Origin of the sequence: Oceaniglobus roseus (genome assembly GCF_002869745.1) — a bacterium.
Lineage (GTDB): Bacteria > Pseudomonadota > Alphaproteobacteria > Rhodobacterales > Rhodobacteraceae > Oceaniglobus > Oceaniglobus roseus.
In genome coordinates this window covers 16723-36837 of the sequence record NZ_PNOS01000047.1, presented here as the reverse complement: position 1 = coordinate 36837, position 20115 = coordinate 16723, and the positions used below count along the sequence as shown (strand labels likewise).

Sequence of the window (20115 nt, the reverse complement as noted above, 5' to 3'; positions counted from 1 at the left end):
GGCGGCAGGGAGGGGACGTCCTCGGCCATCGGCGTGTCCGGCTCGTCTGGCGGCCCGGCCTCGGTCGCCGCGGACCGGCCGCGCGGCATCTCGACCACCTCGCCCGTCTGGTCGACCGGGGGCGACAGCGCCGCGACATGGCGCACGCCTTCCTCGCGCAGCAGCTTCTGCACGCCGCGGATCGTCAGCCCGTCCTCGTGCAGCAGCTTCTTGATCCCGCCCAGCAGTTCCATGTCGGAGGGGCGGTAATAGCGCCGCCCGCCCGCGCGCTTCACGGGCTTGATCTGGCTGAAGCGGCTTTCCCAGAACCGCAGCACATGGGTCGGCACGTCGAGCCATTCAGCGACTTCGCTGATGGTGCGGAAGGCGTCGGGGGACTTGTCCATGGATCAGGTCTTGTTCCCTTCCGCCACCCGCTCCTTCATCAGGTGCGAGGGCCGGAACGTCAGCACCCGGCGGGGGTGGATCGGCACTTCCTCGCCGGTCTTCGGGTTGCGGCCGATGCGCGCCGACTTGGAGCGGACCGAGAAGGTGCCGAAGGACGAGATCTTGACCGAATCCCCCGAGGCCAGCGCATCGGACATGTGGCCCAGCACGCTTTCCACCAGCTGCGCGGATTCGTTGCGGCTGAGTCCGACTTCGCGGAACACAGCCTCGCTCAGGTCCATACGGGTCAGAGTCTTCTCGGCCATCACAATCCCCCACAGATTTTGGCGGAGGATGAGGGCAGAGGATTTCAAAGTCAATCTCAATGGCTTGCGGGATGCACCGCAAGCGGCGTTTGAGCCTCTTGCCGCCTACCAGCGCAGGATGACCGAGCCCCAGGCCAGCCCGCCGCCGATCGCCTCGGTGGCCAGAAGCTGGCCGCGATGGATCTGGCCGCGCTCTCGGCCGACCGACAGGGCCAGCGGAATCGAGGCGGCGGAGGTGTTGCCGTGGTCCTGCACGGTCAGGATCACCTTCTCCATCGGCAGGCCCATCTTCTGCGCCGTGGCCGAGATGATCCGGAGATTCGCCTGGTGCGGCACCATCCAGTCCACGTCCGAGGGCCCGAGCCCCGCCTTGTCCAGCGCCCGGTGCGCGGTGTCGGCCAGCTTCTCGACCGCGTGGCGGAACACTTCCTTGCCCTGCATCTTCAGCACGCCGGTGGAGTTGGTGGAGACGCCGCCATCGACATAGAGCGCATCGCGGTAGCGCCCGTCGGAGTTCAGGTCGGTCGACAGGATGCCGCGGTCGTCGCTGGTGCCGTCGCCCCGGGCACCCTCCAGGACCAGCGCGCCCGCGCCGTCGCCGAACAGCACGCAGGTCGTGCGGTCGGTCCAGTCCATCAGCCGCGAGAAGGTCTCGGCCCCGATCACCAGCACACGCTCGGCCTGGCCCGACAGGATCAGCGCGTTGGCATTGGCCAGCGCGAAGATGAAGCCTGCGCAGACCGCCTGCACGTCGAAGGCGAAGCCCCGGGTCATCCCGAGGTTGGCCTGCACCATGGTGGCCGCGGAGGGGAAGGTGAGGTCGGCGGTGGAGGTCGCGAGGATGATCGCGTCGATGTCGTCGGGCCGCAGCCGCGCATCGTCGAGCGCGGCGCGGGCGGCGCGGGTGGCCATGTCGGAGGTCGTCTGACCCTCGGCCGCGAAATGCCGCCGCTCGATGCCCGAGCGGGTGCGAATCCATTCGTCGGAGGTGTCGACGATGCTCTCGAACTCGGAGTTCGGCACGACACGCTCGGGCAGGTAGTGCCCGGCGCCGCGCACCACGGCACGCAGGGTCATGGCTGGCCCGCCCGTTCCGCGGCGTCCCCGCCGCCTTCGTCGACCGCCCCATCGGCATCGGCGTGTTCGCCTGCCTCGGGCCGGTGCATCTGCGCCGAGGCGACGCGCGCCGCGAGCCGTTCGTTGAATCCGCTGCGCGCCAGGGTGAAGGCCAGCTTCACCGCCGCGGACACGCCCGTCTCGTCGGCCGAGCCGTGGGATTTCACCACCGTGCCGTTCAGCCCCAGAAACACCCCGCCGTTCACCCGCCGCGGGTCGATCCGCTTGGCCAGGCGGCGCAGCGAGGTCATCGCCAGCAGCGCCGCGAGGCGGGAAAGGATGGTATGGCGGAACGCCTCGCCCAGAAGGTCGCGGATCAGCACCGCGGTGCCTTCCCCCGTCTTCAGCGCCACGTTGCCGGTAAATCCGTCGGTCACGATCACGTCCACCCGGTCACTGGGAATGTCGCCGCCTTCCACGAAGCCGACGAAGCTGTACTGGCCGTCTGCCGCGGCGGCCGCGATCAGGTCGTGGGCGACCTTCAGCTCGGCCCGGCCCTTGTGCTCTTCGGTGCCGACGTTCAGCAGCCCGATCCGCGGCCGCTCGATCCCCAGCCCGTTCCGGGCATAGGAGGCGCCCATCAGCGCGTATTGCAGCAGGTCGTCCTGGTCGGCGCGGATGTCCGCGCCCACGTCGAGCATCACGTTGAAGCCCTGGGCGCTGCGCGAGGGCCAGAGGCAGGCGATGGCGGGGCGGTTCACGCCGTCGAGCTTCCTCAGCCGCACCATGCTGAGCGCCATCAGCGCGCCGGTGTTGCCGCAGGAGACAACGGCCTGCGCCTCGCCCGCGCGCACCGAATCGATGGCGGACCACATCGAGGTGTCCTTGCCGTGGCGCATGACATGCGAGGGCTTCGCGTCCATCGTGACGATGCCCGTGGCGTTGCGGATCTCGCAGCGCCCGGCCAGCCCGCGCTTCTCGACCAGCGGCGACAGCACCTCCTCGGGGCCGTGCAGCAGGAAGCCGATGTCGGAATTCTTCGCCGCCGACTTCTCCAGCCCGGCGACCACCGCCGCCGGACCCCTGTCGCCACCCATGGCGTCGACCGAGATGATCGTGCGTCCCGCCGCCTTGGGCGCGGACGTCCCGCCGCGGGCGGGCTGTGCAGACACCGCGTCGTTTCGGGAGGCTTGGGGCATGGCGGTTGCCGGAACGGCGGGCTTACGCCGCGTCGTCGTCCAGATCGACCTCGTCGGCCTGCGCGATCACTTCACGGTCGGCGTAGTGGCCGCAGGCGCCGCAGACATGGTGCGGGCGCTTCAGCTCGCCGCAGTTGGGGCATTCGGCGGGGTTGCCGGGGGTCAGGAAATCGTGCGCGCGGCGCATGTTGCGGCGGGATTTCGTGACTTTGTTCTGTGGGACGGCCATGTCTCAACCTCGGTTTGTCGGCCTTGCGGCCGTGTCGTCGTTTCAGGGAACCGGCCAGTCGCCGGTCCGGTGAAGGATGTCGTTTCGCTGTTCGCAGGGGCCATACGCCCATCGGGCGGACGGTTCAAGCCCCGCAGCAAAGAGCGCGGACAATACTGCCGCCGCTGCGGAAATCAAGCGGAACCTGACGCCCCCTCAGTCCTCCGCGTCGGGGTCTTCCTTCCGGTCCAGCGCCGCCTTCAGCCCGGCGAAGGGCAGGGCGTCCTCGTCGCGCAGCGGTGCCGTGCCCGGCGGCGCGAAGACCGCCTCGCCCAGCGACGCCCCCGGCGCGCGGGGCCAGGCGGGCAGGGCCAGCGACAGCGCCTCGGCCATGACGGCGCCGAGGTCCAGGACGGCGGGCAGCGGTTCGGCCGTGTCGTCCTCGGGCATCTCGGTCTCGCCCGGATCGTCGGGCATCTCGTAGCCCTCGACGTAGCGCCGCTCGATGCGCTCGTCGATGCGCGTGGTCACCGGGGCGAGCGTGACGACGCAGGCCTGCACCACCGTCGCCCCCAGCTCGGCCTCGAGCCGCCAGTCGGCCCGGCCCTCGGGGTGCAGCTCAGCCGCGAACCGCAGCTTGCGGATCCCGAGAATCGCGAGCTCCCCGGCGAGCGCCGCGCGGACCTTGTCGTCGGGGGTCAGTTCCACCCGGTGCGGCGTCGCGCGCGACAGCGCGGACAGGCGGAGGGGATGTGACCAGGAAGGTGCAGCTTCGGACATCGCTCTCTTTCGATTCTTGAACAGGGCGTCCCGCTTCTGTAAAGGCGAAGCAGGGCGAGGAAAAGCAGGGCCGGAACCTATGGCGCAGCGCAGGCAGATACTCAGGCTGGCCACGGGCCTCGTGCTCGGGGTTGCGCTGTCGGGCTGTGCCGCCGTCTATCGCAACCACGGCTACGTGCCCTCGGACGACCAGCTTGCCGAACTGACGGTGGGCGTGGACACCCGCGACACCGTCGCCGCCGCCGTCGGCCGCCCCACCTCCACCGGGGTGCTGGATGCGAGCGGCTGGTACTACGTCCAGAGCCGGTTCCGCAACTTCGCCTACCGCGCGCCCGAGGAGGTGGAGCGGGAGGTGCTGGCGATCTCGTTCGACGACGGCGGGGTGATGACGAACATCGAACGCTTCGGCCTGCGCGACGGACGCGTGGTGCCGCTGTCGCGCCGCGTGACCGAATCGAACATCCAGGGCTCGGGCTTCCTGCGGCAGATCTTCTCGAACTTCGGGCGGGTCAACGCCGCCGACTTCATCAACTGATCCGGCGCCGGCGCCGTCGCGGGGCCGCACCGGCCCCGCGCCCCGCCGCGCTCAGCCCGCCTTCGGCTTGAACTCCAGCGCCACGCCGTTGATGCAATAGCGCAGGCCCGTGGGCTGCGGGCCGTCTGGGAAGACATGGCCCAGGTGCGCGGCACAGCGGTTGCAGTGCACCTCGGTGCGGGTCATCAGCCACGAGCGGTCGGTGCTCTCGCCCACCATGTCGGGGTCGGCCGGTTTCCAGAACGACGGCCAGCCGGTGCCGCTGTCGAACTTGTGCGCCTGGTCGAACACCTCGGCGCCGCAGCACACGCAGGTGAAGACGCCCGGCTCCTTCGGGAAGTCGTCGTGGGTGAAGGCACGTTCGGTGCCGTGCTTGCGGGTGACCTTGAAGGCAAGATCGGACAGCTGCGCACGCCATTCCGCGTCGGTCTTGGTCACCTTGTCGATGGTCTTTTCCATGATCTCTCTCCTGTTCCGCGTCCGCGGCCCGTCCGCCGCGGATCTTGTGTCGCTCTGCGCCTTGCCGCATATCTAGGGTGTTTTCGGCCGGGTCCAAGCACCGCGGGGCGCCTTCGGCCGATCGCCTGCAAGCGGGGAGCGGGGTCATGTCCATCCTGAACCGCGGCCGCTTCGCCGCCCGCCTCGCCAGTGGCGACGCGGATCTCGGGCACGCGCTGGCGCTGCGCCGCCTCTGCTTCCGCGCCGACGCCAGGCCCGATGGCGACCGCTTCGATGCGCGCTGCCGCCACGTCCTCGTCGAGGAGACGGCGACCGGCACCCTCGTCTGCTGCTTCCGCCTGCTGCCGCTGACCGGCGCGCGCCTCGGCGAAAGCTACGCCGCGCAGTTCTACGACCTCCGGGCGCTCGCCGGGTTCGAGGGCGCGATGGCCGAGCTCGGCCGCTTCTGCATCCATCCCCGCTGGCACGATGCCGACATCCTGCGCGTCGCCTGGGGGGCGATGACGCGGATCGTGGACGGCGAGGGGGTCGAGATGCTGTTCGGCTGCTCCTCCTTCCGCGGCACCGATCCCGCGCCCTACCGCGACAGCTTCGACGTGCTCGCCGCCCGCCACCTCGCGCCGCCCCGGTGGCGGCCGGAGATCGGGGCGGCGGAGGTCGTCCGGTTCGCACCGCACTCCGCCGCCCCGGACCTCGGGCGTGCGACACGGAAGATGCCGCCTCTCCTGCGCACCTACCTCGTGATGGGCGGCTGGGTCAGCGATCACGCCGTGGTGGACCGGGAGCTGGAGACGCTTCACGTCTTCACCGGCCTCGAGATCGGCAAGGTGCCCCCGACCCGCGCCCGCCTGCTGCGCGCCGTGGCGGGGTAGGGTGGAACGGGCGGCAAGACGGTGTTTGGGAAACACCGTGGCGCCCGGCGGAACGGTCGGGCGCGACGGATCGGGCCGTCGCGCGGGTGGATGGTGCTGGAGCCTCCGGCGGGGATATTTCCGAAGCAAAGATGACCGGGGACATCGCCCCATCTTTGCTTCTTCAAATATCCCCGCCGGAGGCTCCCGTCCTCACGAACCGCGCCGCCGCCGGGGAGGGGCGGGCCGGTGACGGAGACGGACCCCTTCGCTCAGCCGCGGGAGGGCCGCGCGGCGAAGACGAAGCCGAGGAGGTTCAGCAGGACCTGCGCGGCCAGGATCGAGGTGCTGCCGGTGGGGTCGTAGTCCGGCGCCACTTCGACGAGGTCGATGCCCACGACGGGGTGGGCGCGGGCGACGGCCTGGAGCAGTTCCAGCACCTCGTAGTAGAGGAAGCCGCCGTGGCTCGGGGTGCCGGTGCCCGGCGCGATGGAGGGGCAGAAGGCGTCGATGTCGAGCGTGATGTAGACCGGCACGCCCGCGGGGATGCGCGCGGCGGCCTGCGCGGTGCCGAGGGCGCGGACTTGGCGGACCGACAGGATGTCCGAGCCCATGGCGCGCGCTGCCTCGTAGCCCTCCTTCGCGGTGGAGGAGACGTTGCGGATGCCGAGCTGGGTCAGGCCCGTGACCCAGGGCTTCTCCGCCGCGCGGCGCATCGGGTTGCCGTGGCCGGTCCTGACCCCGTGGCGGACGTCGACGAAGTCGAGGTGGGCGTCGATCTGGAGGATGTGGAAGGGCGGCTGTCCCTCGAAGGCCTCGATGCAGGGGATGTTCACCGAGTGGTCGCCGCCGATCACGACCGGCAGCGCCCCGGCCTGCCGGATCGCCCGCACGCCCGCGGCGATGTTGGCGTGGCTCCGGACCGTGTCGGTGTGGACGATGTCGGCGTCACCGATGTCGACGATCGTGACCTCGGGGCCGAGGTAGGTCGTGTCGTCCTCGTGGTCGTAGGCGCCCGCGTGGCCGAAGGAGAACAGGGTCGAGGCCTCGCGCACGCCCCTCGGGCCGAACCGCGCCCCGGCGCGGAACTGCGTGCCGGCGTCGAAGGGCGCGCCGAGGATCGCGGCGTCGGCCCGGATCGCCGACCAGTCCTCGACGTAGGGCCGCTTGCCGAAGGTGCAGATGCCCGTGAAGGGCAGGTTCAGCCGCCCCGATTCGTAGCCATGTCCCGCCATCGTGTCCTCCTGTCCGGGCGTAGAATGATCCTGCCGTTGCGCCGACGTAAAGCCCCCAGGTGTCTGAGTAAAACTTAGCCGAGTGGTGAAGTTTGTGCTTGCCTTGGGGTGGTGTCCGGCATTACTTAGCCGCATGGCTAAGCATGATCCCGACCTCTCGCGCCTGTTCCACGCCCTTGCCGACCCCACCCGTCGCGCGATCCTGTCGCGTCTGGCGGAGGGGTCGGCCCGGGTCGGGGACCTGGCGGCGCCGACCGGACTTCGTCTGCCGACGGTGATGAAGCACCTTTCGGTGCTCGAGGAGGCGGGGCTCATCGCCAGTGCCAAGGACGGGCGGGTGCGCACCTGCGCCCTGCGGCCCGAAAGCATCGACGCCGCCCGCGGCTGGCTCGACGCACAGCGCGCGATCTGGGAGGCCCGGCTGGACCGGCTGGAAGCCTTCGTCACCGAGGACACCGGGAAGGACGAGACATGAGCGAGCACACCATCGACACGGCGGGGCGCACCATGCTGCTGCACCGCACCATCCGCGCCCCGCGCGCCGCGGTCTGGGCCGCCTGGACCGATCCCGCGCGACTGCCGCTCTGGTGGGGGCCCGAGGGGTTTTCCTGCCGCACAGTGCGCATCGACCTGCGCGAGGGCGGCGAATGGGTGTTCGACATGATCGGCCCCGATGGCACGGTCCATCCGAACCATCACCTCTACACCGTCATGCGCCCCGAGACGCGGATCGAGTACACGCTGCTCTGGGGCGAGAACGGGCCGAAGCATGCCGATGCCTGGGCGACCTTCGACGCGGCGGAGGGCGCCACGCAAGTGACCCTCGGCATGGTCTTCACCTCGGAGGAGGAATACCGCCAGGCGAAGGGCTTCGGTGCAGAGGAACTGGGCCAGCAGACACTCGCCAAGCTCGAGCGCGCCGCGCGGGGCGGGTAGGGCGGACGCGGCGCGGGCCGTCCCGGCGGTGACGGTCGCGCCGGCTGACCCTGCGTCCTTTCCGCCCTTTCCTTTCCGGCCCCGCCGTGCGAAAGGGACGCGCCAAACGACGACTCCCACGGAAAGGTATCCCCATGGAGATTCGCGAGGCGCTCACCTTCGACGATGTCCTTCTGGTTCCGGCCGCCTCCAGCGTCCTGCCCTCGACCGCCGACACCCGGACGAAGGTGACGCGGGCCATCGCGATGAACATCCCGCTTCTGAGCTCGGCCATGGACACGGTGACCGAATCGCGCATGGCCATCGCCATGGCACAGGCCGGAGGGATCGGGGTGATCCACCGCAACCTGACCGTCGAGGAGCAGGCGCAGGAGGTGCGGCGGGTGAAGCGGTTCGAGAGCGGGATCGTCTACAATCCGATCACCCTGACCCCGGACCAGACCCTGGCCGATGCCAAGGCGCTGCAGGACCGCTACCGCGTGACCGGCTTTCCGGTGGTGGACGAGGGCGGCCGGGTCGTGGGGATCGTCACCAACCGCGACATGCGCTTCGCCTCCGACGACAGCACGCCGGTCCGGGTGATGATGACCTCGCAGAACCTTGCGATCCTGGCCGAGCCCGCCGACCTCGACGAGGCGCGCAGCCTGATGAAGGCGCGGCGGATCGAGAAGCTGCTGGTCACCGACGGCAAGGGCAAGCTGACCGGCCTGCTGACCCTGAAGGACAGCGAGCAGGCTGTGCTGAACCCCGCCGCCTGCAAGGACCGGCTGGGGCGGCTGCGCGTCGCCGCCGCCACCACGGTGGGCGACGCGGGCTACGAGCGGTCGCAGGCGCTGGTCGAGGCGGGAGTCGACATCATCGTGATCGACACCGCCCATGGCCATTCCGAAGGTGTGGCGAAAGCCGTGACCCGGGCAAAGACCCTGTCGAACGAGGTGCAGATCATCGCCGGCAACGTCGCCACCGGCGATGCGACCCGGGCGCTGATCGACGCCGGGGCGGACGCGGTGAAGGTCGGGATCGGCCCGGGCTCCATCTGCACCACGCGGATGGTCGCGGGGGTGGGCGTGCCGCAGCTGACGGCGATCATGGACTGCGCCGCCGCCGCGGGGGAGGTGCCGGTGATCGCCGACGGCGGCATCAAGTTCTCGGGCGATTTCGCCAAGGCCATCGCGGCCGGCGCCTCCTGCGCCATGGTCGGCAGTATGATGGCGGGCACCGACGAGAGCCCCGGGGATGTCATCCTGTACCAGGGCCGCAGCTTCAAGAGCTACCGCGGCATGGGAAGCCTCGGCGCGATGGCGCGGGGCTCGGCCGACCGGTATTTCCAGAAGGACGCGGCCAGCGACAAGCTGGTGCCCGAGGGGATCGAGGGGCAGGTCGCCTACAAGGGCGCGGCGGGCGCCGTTGTGCACCAGCTTGTCGGCGGCCTGCGCGCCGCCATGGGCTATACCGGCTGCGCGACGATCGCCGAGATGCGGCAGAACTGCCAGTTCGTGAAGATCACCAACGCGGGCCTGCGCGAGAGCCACGTGCACGACGTCCAGATCACGCGCGAGAGCCCGAACTACCGGATCGGCTGAGACCGGACGGCGGTTGAGGCGGCAGGAAAGAGACGCTGGATCAATGACGTGACGCCCGAAGCTCATGTTGCCGCAGCGATCGAGGTGCTGGACGCCGTGATCGGCGGCGACAGCGCCGAGAGAGTGCTGACGACCTGGGGGCGGCAGCATCGTTTCGCCGGCTCCGGCGACCGTGCGGCGATCCGCGACCATGTGTTCGACGCCCTGCGCCGCCTGCGCTCCTCGGCGGCGCGCGGCGGGGCGATGACCGGGCGGGGCGTGATGATCGGCCTGCTGCGAGACCGGGGCACCGATCCCGAAACGCTGTTCACCGGCGAAGGCCACGCGCCGGCGCCGCTCGATGCGGCGGAGCGCAGGCTGCCGCCGGAGCCGGACCCGCTCGACGCGCTCGATTGTCCCGCTTGGCTCGCCCCGGCGCTGAGCACATCGCTCGGGGCCGATTTCGCGCCGGTGATGGAGGCGTTGCGCCACCGCGCGCCGGTGTTCCTGCGTGCCAACCTCGCCCGGACGACCCCCGGGGCGGCGGCCGACCGGCTGGCCGGCGAGGGGATCGAGACCCGTCCCCACCCCCTGGCCGCCACGGCGCTCGAAGTCCTGACCCACCCGCGCCGCGTCGCGTCCTCCGCGGCCTTCCGCGAGGGCCTGGTCGAGCTACAGGACGCCGCCAGCCAGGCGGTCGCCGACGCGGTGCCCCTGGTGCGCGGCAGCCGCCTTCTGGACTACTGCGCGGGCGGCGGCGGCAAGACCCTCGCCATGGCGGCACGTACCCCGGCGCGGTACTTCGCCCACGACGCCGATGCCGGGCGCATGGCGGACCTGCCCGGCCGGGCGAAGCGGGCCAATGTCAGGGTCGATCTCCTGCAGACCGGCGACCTGGCGGGCCAGCCGCCCTTCGACACGGTGTTCGTCGACGCGCCCTGTTCGGGCAGCGGGTCATGGCGCCGGGCGCCGCAGGGAAAGTGGCGTCTCGACGCGGCCGGGCTCGACCGGCTCACCGCCCTGCAGGATGGCATCCTCGACAGCGCCGCGGCGCTTGTCGCTGCGAATGGCCATCTCGTCTATGCAACCTGTTCCCTGCTCGACGCCGAGAACCGCGACCGAGTGGCGGCGTTCCTCGGCCGCGCACCCGGCTGGAGTTGCCTGACCGAGCGCCGCCTGACGCCGCTCGACGGCGGCGACGGCTTCTATGTTGCGGTGCTGAATCGGCAATAATCCGCGCGGGATGCGGTCGTGTCGGCGGAAGGGATATCTTCGCGCGCCGCCGTTCCGGTCTTGGCAGCGGCGCACCTGCGTGCGTTAATTCGGATTTAACTCCTCTGCCGCAACCCTGCCACGCAGTTATCCCGAGATCGGACCGCGCCGTGACAGACATCCTTTCCTCCCTGCCGACCGCTTCTCACATCTTCCGCGCCCCCCGGGGCCGGACGATCGCGCTGTTCGGTGTCGCCGTGGTCCTCGGCGTTCTCGGTACGCTGCTGTTCGAAAGCCGGTACCGGCCCGTGCTCTGGTTTGTCGCGCTGACGCTGCTGCTGCTCGGCGCCATGATCGAGGGGCAGGGCCTGCTGCGCCGGTGGCGACGTCTGCGCCGCACGGAGGTTCTGGACCCGGTCATCCGCCCCGATCCCGCCCCGGTGGTGATCACCGACCTCGGCGGCCTGATCGAACAGGTCAATCCCGTTGCCGCGGCTGGGCTGAACGCCCGCCGGGGCACCGCGCTGTCCGACCTGATGCTCCACCATGTCGCGGTGCCCACGCCGCTGTTGCAGAGGCTGCTCGCGGCCGCGCTGGCCGAAGGGCAGGGCGAGGATCTGCTTCCCGGTGCCGACGGGGGCCGACGGGTGTCGGTGGTCCGGGTCGATGACGACGCGCTGCTGTGGCGGTTCGATCCCGTGCCGCTGCCGGTCCCCGTGGTCCCGGACGTCCCGGCCGAGGCGGCTGCGCCGCATACCGAGGCGGTCGAGAACCTGGTGGACGAGGTCTTCGATGCCCTGCCGATCCCGATCCTGCGGATCGACCGCGAGGGCCTGATCGACCGGGCCAGCCACCGCGCCCGGCGCCTGCTGGAGGACGACCAGATCGTCGGCAAGTCGCTGTCCCGGGTGGTCGAGGGGCTGGGGCGGCCGATCGGGGAATGGCTGAAGGACGCCTTCGACGGACGGGGCCAGCAACGCCCCGAAGTCGCCCGCACCACGGCCGGCAGCCACGAGCTCTATCTCCAGATCACGCTCGATTCGCTGGACCTGGACCCGCGCGAGCATCTGGTCGCCGTGCTGCACGACGCGACGGAGCTGAAGACGCTGGAAGCCCAGTTCGTGCAGAGCCAGAAGATGCAGGCGATCGGCCAGCTCGCGGGGGGCGTGGCGCACGACTTCAACAACCTCCTGACTGCGATCAGCGGCCATTGCGACCTGCTGCTGCTGCGCCGGGACGAGGCCGATCCGGACTTTGCCGATCTCGAGCAGATCAACCAGAACGCCAACCGCGCGGCGAGCCTCGTGGGCCAGCTCCTGGCCTTCTCCCGCAAGCAGAACCTGCGGCCCGAATACCTTGACCTGCGGCAGACCCTGTCCGAACTCACGCACCTTCTGAATCGACTGGTCGGCGAACGGATCCAGCTGACCCTGTCCCTCGATCCAGCTCTGCAACTCGTGCGCGCGGACAAGCGGCAGCTCGAGCAGGTGATCATGAATCTCGTGGTCAACGCACGCGACGCCATGCCGAACGGTGGGCAGATCCGCATCGTCACCGAGGTCGAGGTCTTGAAATCCGCCCTCCTGCGCGACAGGGTTGAACTGCCTGCGGGGCCCTATGTGAAGGTGCGGGTCATCGACGAGGGCACGGGAATAGCGCCCGAGCAGCTGCCGAAGATCTTCGAGCCGTTCTTCACGACGAAGAAGACGGGCGAGGGGACGGGTCTGGGCCTGTCCACCGCCTATGGCATCGTGAAGCAGACCGGCGGCTACATCTTTGCCGACAGCACGCCCGGCGAGGGATCCTGCTTCTCGCTCTATTTCCCTGCCCATGCAGCTGAAAGCGGCGCGGCGGTCCAGAAGCGGCCGGTGATCGAGAAATCCTCGGCGCAGCTCGGGGCCGGGGTCGTGCTGCTGGTGGAAGACGAACCGCCCGTCCGCGCCTTCGCGTCCCGCGCGCTGCGTCTGCGCGGCTACACGGTGCTGGAGGCGGAGAACGGTGAGGACGCTCTGGAAATCCTTTCGGACCCGGCGATCTCCGTCGACATCTTCGTGACCGACGTCATCATGCCGGGGCTCGACGGGCCGAGCTGGGTCCGTCTGGCGATGAAGGACCGCCCCGAAACGCGCGTGATCTTCATTTCCGGTTACTCCGAGGAGAACCTCTCGGAGGCCCAGCTGACCATCCCTCACTCCACCTTCCTGCCGAAGCCCTTCTCGCTCAGCCAGCTGACCACCACAGTGCAACGCCAGATCGGTGCGATGACCTGAAAATCTCCGCACATCGGCGGTCCTGTAACGTTCGCTAACCGATGATTAACCACTCCCGACGCAACCTGAAATCAGAATTCACTTGAATTGTTCTTGTTTTGGTCTCATATCCGGGAGCAGAACAAGGCAGGAACAAAGGCAGCGATTGCCGCCCGGAGACGGGTATGGAATAAGGGGCACGAAACATGGCAACGGCAAATCTCCTCGACATGACCGACAAGAAAAGCAGCGACAGGCAGAAGGCGCTCGATTCCGCGCTGGCCCAGATCGAGCGCCAGTTCGGCAAGGGCTCCATCATGCGCCTTGGCGCCGACAATCCGGTGGCGGAGATCGAGGCGATCTCGACCGGCTCGCTCGGCCTCGACATCGCGCTCGGCATCGGCGGCCTGCCGCGCGGCCGCATCATCGAGATCTTCGGCCCCGAAAGCTCGGGCAAGACCACGCTGACGCTGCATGTCGTGGCCGAGGAGCAGAAGAACGGCGGCGTCTGTGCCTTCGTCGACGCGGAACACGCGCTGGATCCGCAGTACGCCAAGAAGCTTGGCGTGAACCTTGACGAGCTGCTGATCAGCCAGCCCGACACCGGCGAGCAGGCGCTGGAGATCACCGATACGCTGGTGCGCTCGGGCGCCGTGAGCCTGGTCGTGGTCGACTCGGTCGCAGCCCTGACCCCGAAGAGCGAGCTGGAAGGCGACATGGGGGATTCCAGCGTCGGCGTTCAGGCCCGCCTGATGAGCCAGGCCATGCGCAAGCTGACCGGCTCGATCAGCCGGTCGAAATGCATGGTGATCTTCATCAACCAGCTCCGGATGAAGATCGGCGTGATGTTCGGCAGCCCCGAGACGACGACGGGCGGCAACGCGCTCAAGTTCTATTCCTCGGTCCGCCTCGACATCCGCCGCATCGGTTCGGTCAAGGACCGGGACGAGGTCGTGGGCAACCAGACCAAGGTGAAGGTGGTCAAGAACAAGGTCGCCCCGCCGTTCAAGCAGGTCGAGTTCGACATCATGTACGGCGAGGGGATCTCGAAGCGGGGCGAACTGCTGGATCTCGGTGTCATGGCCGGCGTGGTGAACAAGTCGGGATCCTGGTTTTCCTACGGGGACGAGCGGATCGGCCAGGGACGCGAGAACGCCAAGAACTTCCTGCGCGACAACCCCTCGATCGCGCTCGAGATCGAGGACAAGATCCGCGCCTCCCACGGGCTCGACTTCATGGGCGACGATTCGGACGACGGCGACGTGATGATGGAGGACTGAACGTCCTTGCGCGCGGGTCCGGCAGGGCCCGCGCGGCGCTGTCCGCCGTGCCCGGCGCAGCAATGGAACCTGCATGCCGGAACGGTGGACAGCCCGCCGCAGCGGGGATAGATCACGGGGGCCGCGAAACCCAGGACCCGACCACATGCCCAGCCTGAACGACATCCGCTCGACCTTTCTCGACTACTTCGGCCGCAACGGCCACCGGATCGTGGACAGCTCGCCCCTCGTTCCCCGCAACGATCCGACGCTGATGTTCACCGCGGCCGGGATGGTGCAGTTCAAGAACCTGTTCACCGGCGTCGAGCACCGCGATTACACCCGGGCGACGACGGCGCAGAAATGCGTGCGGGCGGGCGGCAAGCACAACGACCTCGACAACGTCGGCTATACCGCGCGCCACCACACCTTCTTCGAGATGCTGGGGAACTTCAGCTTCGGCGACTATTTCAAGGAAGAGGCGATTCCGCTGGCCTGGAACCTGCTGACGCAGGAGTTCGGGATCGACCCGGACCGGCTGCTGGTCACCGTCTATCACACCGACGAGGAGGCGGTGAAGATCTGGAAGGCGACGGCGGGGCTGCCGGACGAGCGGATCATCCGCATCGCCACCGACGACAACTTCTGGTCGGCCGGCCCGACCGGCCCCTGCGGCCCCTGCACCGAGATATTCTATGACCACGGCGACCACATCCCCGGCGGCCCCCCGGGCAGCCCGGACGAGGACGGCGACCGGTTCATCGAGATCTGGAACCTCGTCTTCATGCAGTACGAGCAGTTCGAGGACGGCACGCGGCGCGACCTGCCCAACCAGTCGATCGACACCGGCATGGGGCTGGAACGGATCGGCGCGCTGCTCCAGGGCAAGCACGACAACTACGACACCGATATCCTGCGCGCGCTGATCGAGGCCTCGGCCCAAGCGACGGGAACCGATCCCGACGGGGCCGGCAACGTGCATCACCGGGTGATCGCGGATCACCTGCGTTCGACCTCGTTCCTGATGGCGGACGGGGTGCTGCCGTCGAACGAGGGGCGCGGATACGTTCTGCGCCGGATCATGCGGCGGGCGATGCGCCATGCGCACCTGCTGGGGGCCAAGGATCCGGTGATGCACCGGCTGGTGCCCGCGCTGGTGCAGCAGATGGGCCAGCCGTATCCCGAACTCGGCCGCGCGCAGTCGATGATCCAGGAGACGCTCCTGAGCGAGGAGACGCGGTTCCGCCAGACGCTGGAGCGCGGCCTCCGCCTGCTCGACGACGAGGTGGCGGGGCTGGCGGAGGGCGCGGCGCTGCCGGGCGGCGCGGCGTTCAAGCTGTATGACACCTACGGCTTCCCGCTGGACCTGACGCAGGACGCCCTTCGCGAGAAGGGGCGGCAGGTCGACATCGCGGGCTTCGACGCCGCGATGGCCGAGCAGAAGGCGAAGGCGCGCGCGGCTTGGGCCGGCTCGGGCGAGACGGCGGATGCCGCGATCTGGTACGACCTGGCCGAGCGGAGCGGCAACACCGAATTCCTGGGCTACGACACCGAGGAGGCCGAGGGCACGATCCAGGCCATCGTCCAGGACGGCGCCGCGGTCGAGGTGGCAAAGGCCGGGGACACGATCCAGATCGTGCTGAACCAGACGCCGTTCTATGCCGAGGCGGGCGGGCAGGTGGGCGACACCGGCATCATCGCCACGACCACCGGCACGGGCCGCGTCACCGACACGCGCAAGGTGGCCGGGCTTTACGTCCACTTCGCCGAGGTGACGGAGGGCGAGATCAAGCGCGGCAGCGGCGCGAAGCTGATGGTGGATCACGACCGCCGGACGCTGATCCGCGCCAACCACTCGGCCACGCACCTGCTGAACGAGGCGCTGCGCGAGGTGCTGGGCGATCACGTCGCGCAGCGCGGCTCGCTGAACGCGCCCGACCGGCTGCGCTTCGACTTCAGCCATCCGAGCGCGATCAGCCCCGAGGATCTGGCGAGGATCGACGCGCGGGTGAACGCCTTCATCCGGCAGAACGACGCGGTGTCCACCCGGCTCATGTCGCCGGACGAGGCGCGGGCGCTTGGCGCGCAGGCGCTGTTCGGCGAGAAGTACGGCGACGAGGTGCGCGTGGTCTCCATGGGGCGCGGCGACACGGGCAAGGGCAGCGACGGGAAGACCTGGTCGATCGAGCTGTGCGGCGGCACCCACGTGGCGCGGACGGGCGACATCGGGCTGTTCGCGCTGGTCGGCGACAGTGCCTCCTCGGCCGGGGTGCGGCGGATCGAGGCGCTGACCGGTGCCGCCGCGCGCGACTACCTGGCCGGGCAGGAGCAGCGGCTGGTGCAGACGGCGCAGGTGCTGAAGTCCGGCACGGCGGAGGTGCCCGAGCGGGTGCGCGCGCTGCTGGAGGAGCGGCGGGCGCTGCAGAACGAGGTGGCGCAACTCCGCCGCGACCTGGCGATGGCCGGGGGCGGCGGCGGCGGCGCGGCGCCGGGGGCCGAGGACGTGAACGGGATCCCGTTCCTTTCGCAGGTCCTCAGCGGTGTGAGCGGCAAGGATCTCCCGTCGCTCGTCGATGCGCACAAAGCGCGGCTCGGCTCGGGGGCGGTGCTGCTGATCGCCGATGCCGGGGGCAAGGCGGCGGTTGCGGCCGGGGTCACGGACGACCTGACGGCCCGCATCTCGGCCGTGGATCTTGTGCGCACGGCGGTCGAGGCCATGGGCGGAAAGGGCGGTGGCGGCCGCGCCGACATGGCCCAGGGCGGTGCGAAGGATGCGGCGGCGGCGCCCGGCGCGCTCGACGCGGTGAAGGCTTACATGGAAGGACTGCCCGCATGAGCGCGCTCTGGATCGCCCACGTTCTTGTCACCGACGAAGCCGCCTATGGCGAATACGCACGCCGCGCGACGGGGGCCATCGCCGATCATGGCGGTGTCTTCCTGGCCCGCGGCGGCGCCTACGAGACGCTGGAGGGGCCGGACCGGCCGCGCAACGTGGTGGCCCGCTTTCCCTCGATGCAGGCGGCGCACGACTGCTATTATTCCGACGCCTACCAGGAGGCGCTGAGCTTCGCCAAGGGCGCGGCGCAGCGCGAGCTGTCCATCGTCGAGGAACTGCCGGAGTAACGCCCCGGCAGAACCCGGGCCCGCGTCAGTTGATGTAGGGCTCGGGATCGACGCTCTCGAAGCCTTCGCGCACCTCGAAGTGCAGCACCGGCGGCGTGGCGGCGCGGACCTTGGCGATGGCCTGTCCGCGCTTAACGCTCTGGCCCTTCTGCACCGCGATCTGGTCGACCCCCGCATAGACCGTCAGGACGTTGCCCGCGTGACGCAGCACCAGGATCGGGATCTGGTCGGTGTCGCGGGTGATCGCGGCCACGGTGCCGCTTTCGGCGGCCACCACCGAGGTTCCGGCCGAGGCCGAGATGTCGATGCCGTCGTTCGAACCCTTCTTGTAGGCCCGGATGATCGGGCCGCTGACCGGCAGGGTCATGCGGGCGGTCTTCGTGGCCTTGGTGCGCTCGTCCGCCATGGCCGGGGAGGGCGGGGTTTCCTTGGGCCGCGCCGTCGTCGCCTTCTCGTCGGGCAGCGGTTCCGACGCGCTCGGCGGCACCGGCGCGACCGAGCCCGCGCCGGGCTGGGTCGTCTTTTCGGGCGGCGGCGTGGTCAGGGCGACGGGGATCAGCAGATACTGGCCCTCGCGGATCGGGTATTCGCCGGTCAGCCCGTTCCATTCCGCCAGCGCCTTGACCGGGATGCCGTAGGTGCGGGCGATGGAGAAGGCCGTCTCGCCCCGCTTGACCTTGTGGCGCACGGGTTCCTTGCCGCTCTGGGCCGCGGGGGGTGTCGCGGGGGCCGCGGGCCGGGCGGCGGGGGCCGCCGGGGTGGCCCGCTGGATGCCGCCATCGTCCAGCGGCGTCACCGCGATGCTCTGGGTCGGGGCCGGGGCGACCGGTGCGGCGGTCGGCAGGATCGGCCCCGGCGTCACGGCGCCCGTGGCGCGCGAGGGTTCGGCGACGCGGCGGGGCAGGGCGATGATCTCGCCCTTGCGCAGCGCCACGTCGGTCGGGATCCCGTTGAAGCGCGACAGCTCGTCCGCGGGCAGGCCGACGCGGGACGCGACGGCGGCCACCGTGTCGCCGTTGCGCGCCACCGCCACCTGGTAGTTCGGATAGGAGATGACGCCGCGGTTGTCCGGCTCGGGCCGGTCGGCGGTCTGCACCTGCATCACCGCATCGCTGGTGTCGAAGGCGTCGCCGAGGTTGTTGCGCAGGTCGAAATCGAATGCGCCGTTCTGCGAGCAGGCCGCGCTGGCCAGCAGCGCTGCCACGCCGACAAGGCGGCGGGACGTGGTGAAAGCGTTCATCTGTCTTCCTCGATCTCAAGCGGCGCCTCTTGCGGGCGCTCGTGCTGGCCTCGTTTCCCGCCTGTCCCCGGCGGCTTTTCAGTCCTGTCCAAGCCCCTCGAGCAGGGGCACGAAACGCACCGGGCGAAGTTCCTGATAGTCGAATCCGCTTTCCAGCCGCGTCACCTTGATCAGCGTCTGCACCGTGTTCGACTGCCCCACCGGCAATACCATGATACCGCCAACACGCAATTCGGCCAAGAGGGGACCGGGCGGATCCTCGGCCGCTGCCGTGACGAGAATGCGGTCGAAGGGCGCCTGTTCGGGCAGCCCGTGGCTGCCGTCGGCGACGAGGCAGGTGATGTTGGCAAGGTCCAGCCGCTCGAACAGCTCGCGCGCCTCGCGCACCAGCCTGCGGTGCCGCTCGACGGTATAGACCCGGCGGGCGAGTTGCGACAGGATCGCCGCCTGGTAGCCCGAGCCGGTGCCGATCTCCAGCACCTTGTCGCGGGGCTGCACGTCCAGCGCCTGGGACATCAGCCCGACCACCGAGGGCTGGCTGATCGTCTGGCCGCAGGCGATGGGCAGCGGCATGTCCTCGTAGGCGCGTTCGGCGAAGATGCCCTTGACGAAGGCGCCGCGGTCGATCTTCTCCATGGCGTTCAGCACGCGGGTGTCCGTCACCCCCTTGGAGCGGAGCGCGAAGAGGAACTGCATCTTGCGTTCCGCCTCGGGGGTCATGCCAGGGCGGTCCTGAGGCTGTCGAGCGTGTCGTGCGCCGTCAGGTCCGCGCGCATCGGCGTGACCGAGATGTAGCCGTCGAGGTTGTCGGCGGCATCGGTGCCCGGATCGGTCGCGATGTGCTGCGCGCCGCCCTTGATCCAGAGGAACCGCCGCCCCGAGGGCGACAGGTGCGGCTCGGCCCCGAAGGCGGTGCCGCGGCGGAATCCTTGCGCGCTGGCACGCATGCCCCGGACCTCGGCGGCGGGAACGGGCGGGAAGTTCACGTTGTAGAACAGGCGGTAGTCGGCCTCGTCCCAGGGCGCGCGGTCGAGGATCGCGCGCACCGTGGCGGTGCCGTGCTCGGCCGCCGCTTCGAACGGGTTCTCCAGCTCGCGGGTGCGGGGCCCGAGGTACTGCGACAGCGCGATGGCGGGCAGGCCCTGCAACGCGGCTTCCAGCGCGGCGCCGATGGTGCCGGAATAAAGCGTGTTCTCGGCGGCATTGTTGCCGCGGTTGACGCCCGAAAGCACCAGGTCGGGGCGCGCGGGCATCACGTCGTAGAGCGCCGCCAGCACGCAATCGGCCGGCGCGCCCTCGATCGCCCAGCGGCGGGGGGCGAGTTCGGCGGTCATCATAGGGTGGGTGTAGCTGACGCAGTGGCCGACGCCCGACTGCTCGAAGGCGGGGGCGACGGTCCAGACCTCGCCGTCGGACCCGGCGATGGCGGCGGCGATCCGCTCCAGCACCTGCAGGCCCGGTGCATTGATGCCGTCGTCATTGGTGATGAGAATGCGCAAACCCCTGCCCCCCGGTCTTT

The 20115-nt window shown here is 69.8% G+C and carries 21 protein-coding genes; 10 read left to right on the top strand and 11 right to left on the bottom strand.

Going from position 1 to position 20115, the window contains the following annotated elements; translation table 11 throughout:
- From A7B20_RS18855 to A7B20_RS18830, 6 genes are all read right to left on the bottom strand, one after another.
- Nucleotides 1-386: MerR family transcriptional regulator (locus A7B20_RS18855; RefSeq protein ID WP_245867107.1), on the bottom strand; the 386-nt coding region annotated here is incomplete at its 3' end.
- 3 nt (nt 387-389) lie between these two features.
- Nucleotides 390-692: an integration host factor subunit alpha gene (gene ihfA / locus A7B20_RS18850; protein ID WP_102110139.1), complete on the bottom strand. Its 303-nt coding sequence runs from the start codon at nt 690-692 to the stop codon at nt 390-392.
- Between the two features lie 105 nt (nt 693-797).
- A complete protein-coding gene (locus tag A7B20_RS18845) occupies nt 798-1769 on the bottom strand; it encodes a beta-ketoacyl-ACP synthase III (protein ID WP_102110138.1) in 972 nt (323 codons plus the stop codon).
- On the bottom strand, nt 1766-2845 hold the full coding sequence (gene plsX, locus A7B20_RS18840) for a phosphate acyltransferase PlsX (RefSeq protein ID WP_245867112.1): 1080 nt from the start codon (nt 2843-2845) through the stop codon (nt 1766-1768). Before plsX ends, A7B20_RS18845 begins: the two co-directional genes overlap by 4 nt.
- 124 nt (nt 2846-2969) lie before the next feature.
- A complete protein-coding gene (rpmF, locus tag A7B20_RS18835; protein WP_102110136.1) occupies nt 2970-3176 on the bottom strand; it encodes a 50S ribosomal protein L32 in 207 nt (68 codons plus the stop codon).
- A gap of 195 nt (nt 3177-3371) precedes the next feature.
- Nucleotides 3372-3935 (bottom strand): YceD family protein, encoded by a 564-nt coding sequence (locus A7B20_RS18830; RefSeq protein WP_102110135.1) that lies wholly within the window; start codon nt 3933-3935, stop codon nt 3372-3374.
- Between the two features lie 79 nt (nt 3936-4014).
- Here A7B20_RS18830 and A7B20_RS18825 point away from each other — a divergent pair, with 79 nt between their 5' ends.
- Nucleotides 4015-4470: an outer membrane protein assembly factor BamE gene (locus tag A7B20_RS18825; RefSeq protein WP_102110134.1), complete on the top strand. Its 456-nt coding sequence runs from the start codon at nt 4015-4017 to the stop codon at nt 4468-4470.
- Between the two features lie 51 nt (nt 4471-4521).
- Here A7B20_RS18825 and msrB read toward each other — a convergent pair whose 3' ends face one another.
- Nucleotides 4522-4929: a peptide-methionine (R)-S-oxide reductase MsrB gene (gene msrB, locus A7B20_RS18820; protein WP_102110133.1), complete on the bottom strand. Its 408-nt coding sequence runs from the start codon at nt 4927-4929 to the stop codon at nt 4522-4524.
- Nucleotides 4930-5075: 146 nt separating this feature from the next.
- Here msrB and A7B20_RS18815 point away from each other — a divergent pair, with 146 nt between their 5' ends.
- Nucleotides 5076-5801 carry a GNAT family N-acetyltransferase gene (locus A7B20_RS18815; protein ID WP_102110132.1) on the top strand — a complete coding sequence of 242 codons (726 nt, stop codon included), beginning with the start codon at nt 5076-5078 and terminating at the stop codon, nt 5799-5801.
- A gap of 251 nt (nt 5802-6052) precedes the next feature.
- Here A7B20_RS18815 and A7B20_RS18810 read toward each other — a convergent pair whose 3' ends face one another.
- A complete protein-coding gene (locus A7B20_RS18810; RefSeq protein WP_102110131.1) occupies nt 6053-7015 on the bottom strand; it encodes an agmatinase in 963 nt (320 codons plus the stop codon).
- Nucleotides 7016-7148: 133 nt separating this feature from the next.
- Between A7B20_RS18810 and A7B20_RS18805 the strand changes: the two genes are divergently transcribed.
- The 8 genes from A7B20_RS18805 to A7B20_RS18770 all read left to right on the top strand — a co-directional run bounded on the left by A7B20_RS18805 (nt 7149) and on the right by A7B20_RS18770 (nt 17356).
- Entirely contained in the window at nt 7149-7490 is a 342-nt protein-coding gene (locus tag A7B20_RS18805; protein WP_102110130.1) for an ArsR/SmtB family transcription factor, read from the top strand.
- Nucleotides 7487-7951 (top strand): SRPBCC domain-containing protein, encoded by a 465-nt coding sequence (locus A7B20_RS18800; RefSeq protein WP_102110129.1) that lies wholly within the window; start codon nt 7487-7489, stop codon nt 7949-7951. The genes A7B20_RS18805 and A7B20_RS18800 overlap by 4 nt, the downstream gene beginning before the upstream one ends.
- A 134-nt stretch (nt 7952-8085) precedes the next feature.
- Nucleotides 8086-9534, top strand: a complete 1449-nt coding sequence (gene guaB / locus A7B20_RS18795) for an IMP dehydrogenase (protein ID WP_102110128.1) — start codon at nt 8086-8088, stop codon at nt 9532-9534.
- A 48-nt stretch (nt 9535-9582) separates the two neighbouring features.
- Nucleotides 9583-10746 (top strand): RsmB/NOP family class I SAM-dependent RNA methyltransferase, encoded by a 1164-nt coding sequence (locus A7B20_RS18790; RefSeq protein WP_102110127.1) that lies wholly within the window; start codon nt 9583-9585, stop codon nt 10744-10746.
- 149 nt (nt 10747-10895) lie between these two features.
- The gene (locus tag A7B20_RS18785) at nt 10896-12995 is read left to right on the top strand and encodes an ATP-binding protein (protein WP_245867104.1); all 2100 of its coding nucleotides are present in this window, start codon (nt 10896-10898) and stop codon (nt 12993-12995) included.
- Between the two features lie 185 nt (nt 12996-13180).
- Complete coding sequence (gene recA / locus A7B20_RS18780) at nt 13181-14254, top strand: recombinase RecA (protein ID WP_102110126.1); 1074 nt, start codon at nt 13181-13183, stop codon at nt 14252-14254.
- Nucleotides 14255-14399: 145 nt separating this feature from the next.
- Nucleotides 14400-17069, top strand: a complete 2670-nt coding sequence (gene alaS, locus A7B20_RS18775; RefSeq protein ID WP_102110125.1) for an alanine--tRNA ligase — start codon at nt 14400-14402, stop codon at nt 17067-17069.
- The gene (locus A7B20_RS18770; RefSeq protein ID WP_102110124.1) at nt 17066-17356 is read left to right on the top strand and encodes a DUF1330 domain-containing protein; all 291 of its coding nucleotides are present in this window, start codon (nt 17066-17068) and stop codon (nt 17354-17356) included. The genes alaS and A7B20_RS18770 overlap by 4 nt, the downstream gene beginning before the upstream one ends.
- 25 nt (nt 17357-17381) lie before the next feature.
- Here the strand turns inward: A7B20_RS18770 and A7B20_RS18765 are convergent, their stop codons facing one another.
- The 3 genes from A7B20_RS18765 to surE form a co-directional block, all read right to left on the bottom strand.
- Entirely contained in the window at nt 17382-18596 is a 1215-nt protein-coding gene (locus A7B20_RS18765; protein WP_102110123.1) for a M23 family metallopeptidase, read from the bottom strand.
- 78 nt (nt 18597-18674) lie between these two features.
- A complete protein-coding gene (locus tag A7B20_RS18760) occupies nt 18675-19316 on the bottom strand; it encodes a protein-L-isoaspartate(D-aspartate) O-methyltransferase (RefSeq protein ID WP_102110122.1) in 642 nt (213 codons plus the stop codon).
- Complete coding sequence (gene surE / locus A7B20_RS18755) at nt 19313-20095, bottom strand: 5'/3'-nucleotidase SurE (RefSeq protein WP_102110121.1); 783 nt, start codon at nt 20093-20095, stop codon at nt 19313-19315. Before surE ends, A7B20_RS18760 begins: the two co-directional genes overlap by 4 nt.
- Between the last annotated feature and the right edge of the window lie 20 nt (nt 20096-20115).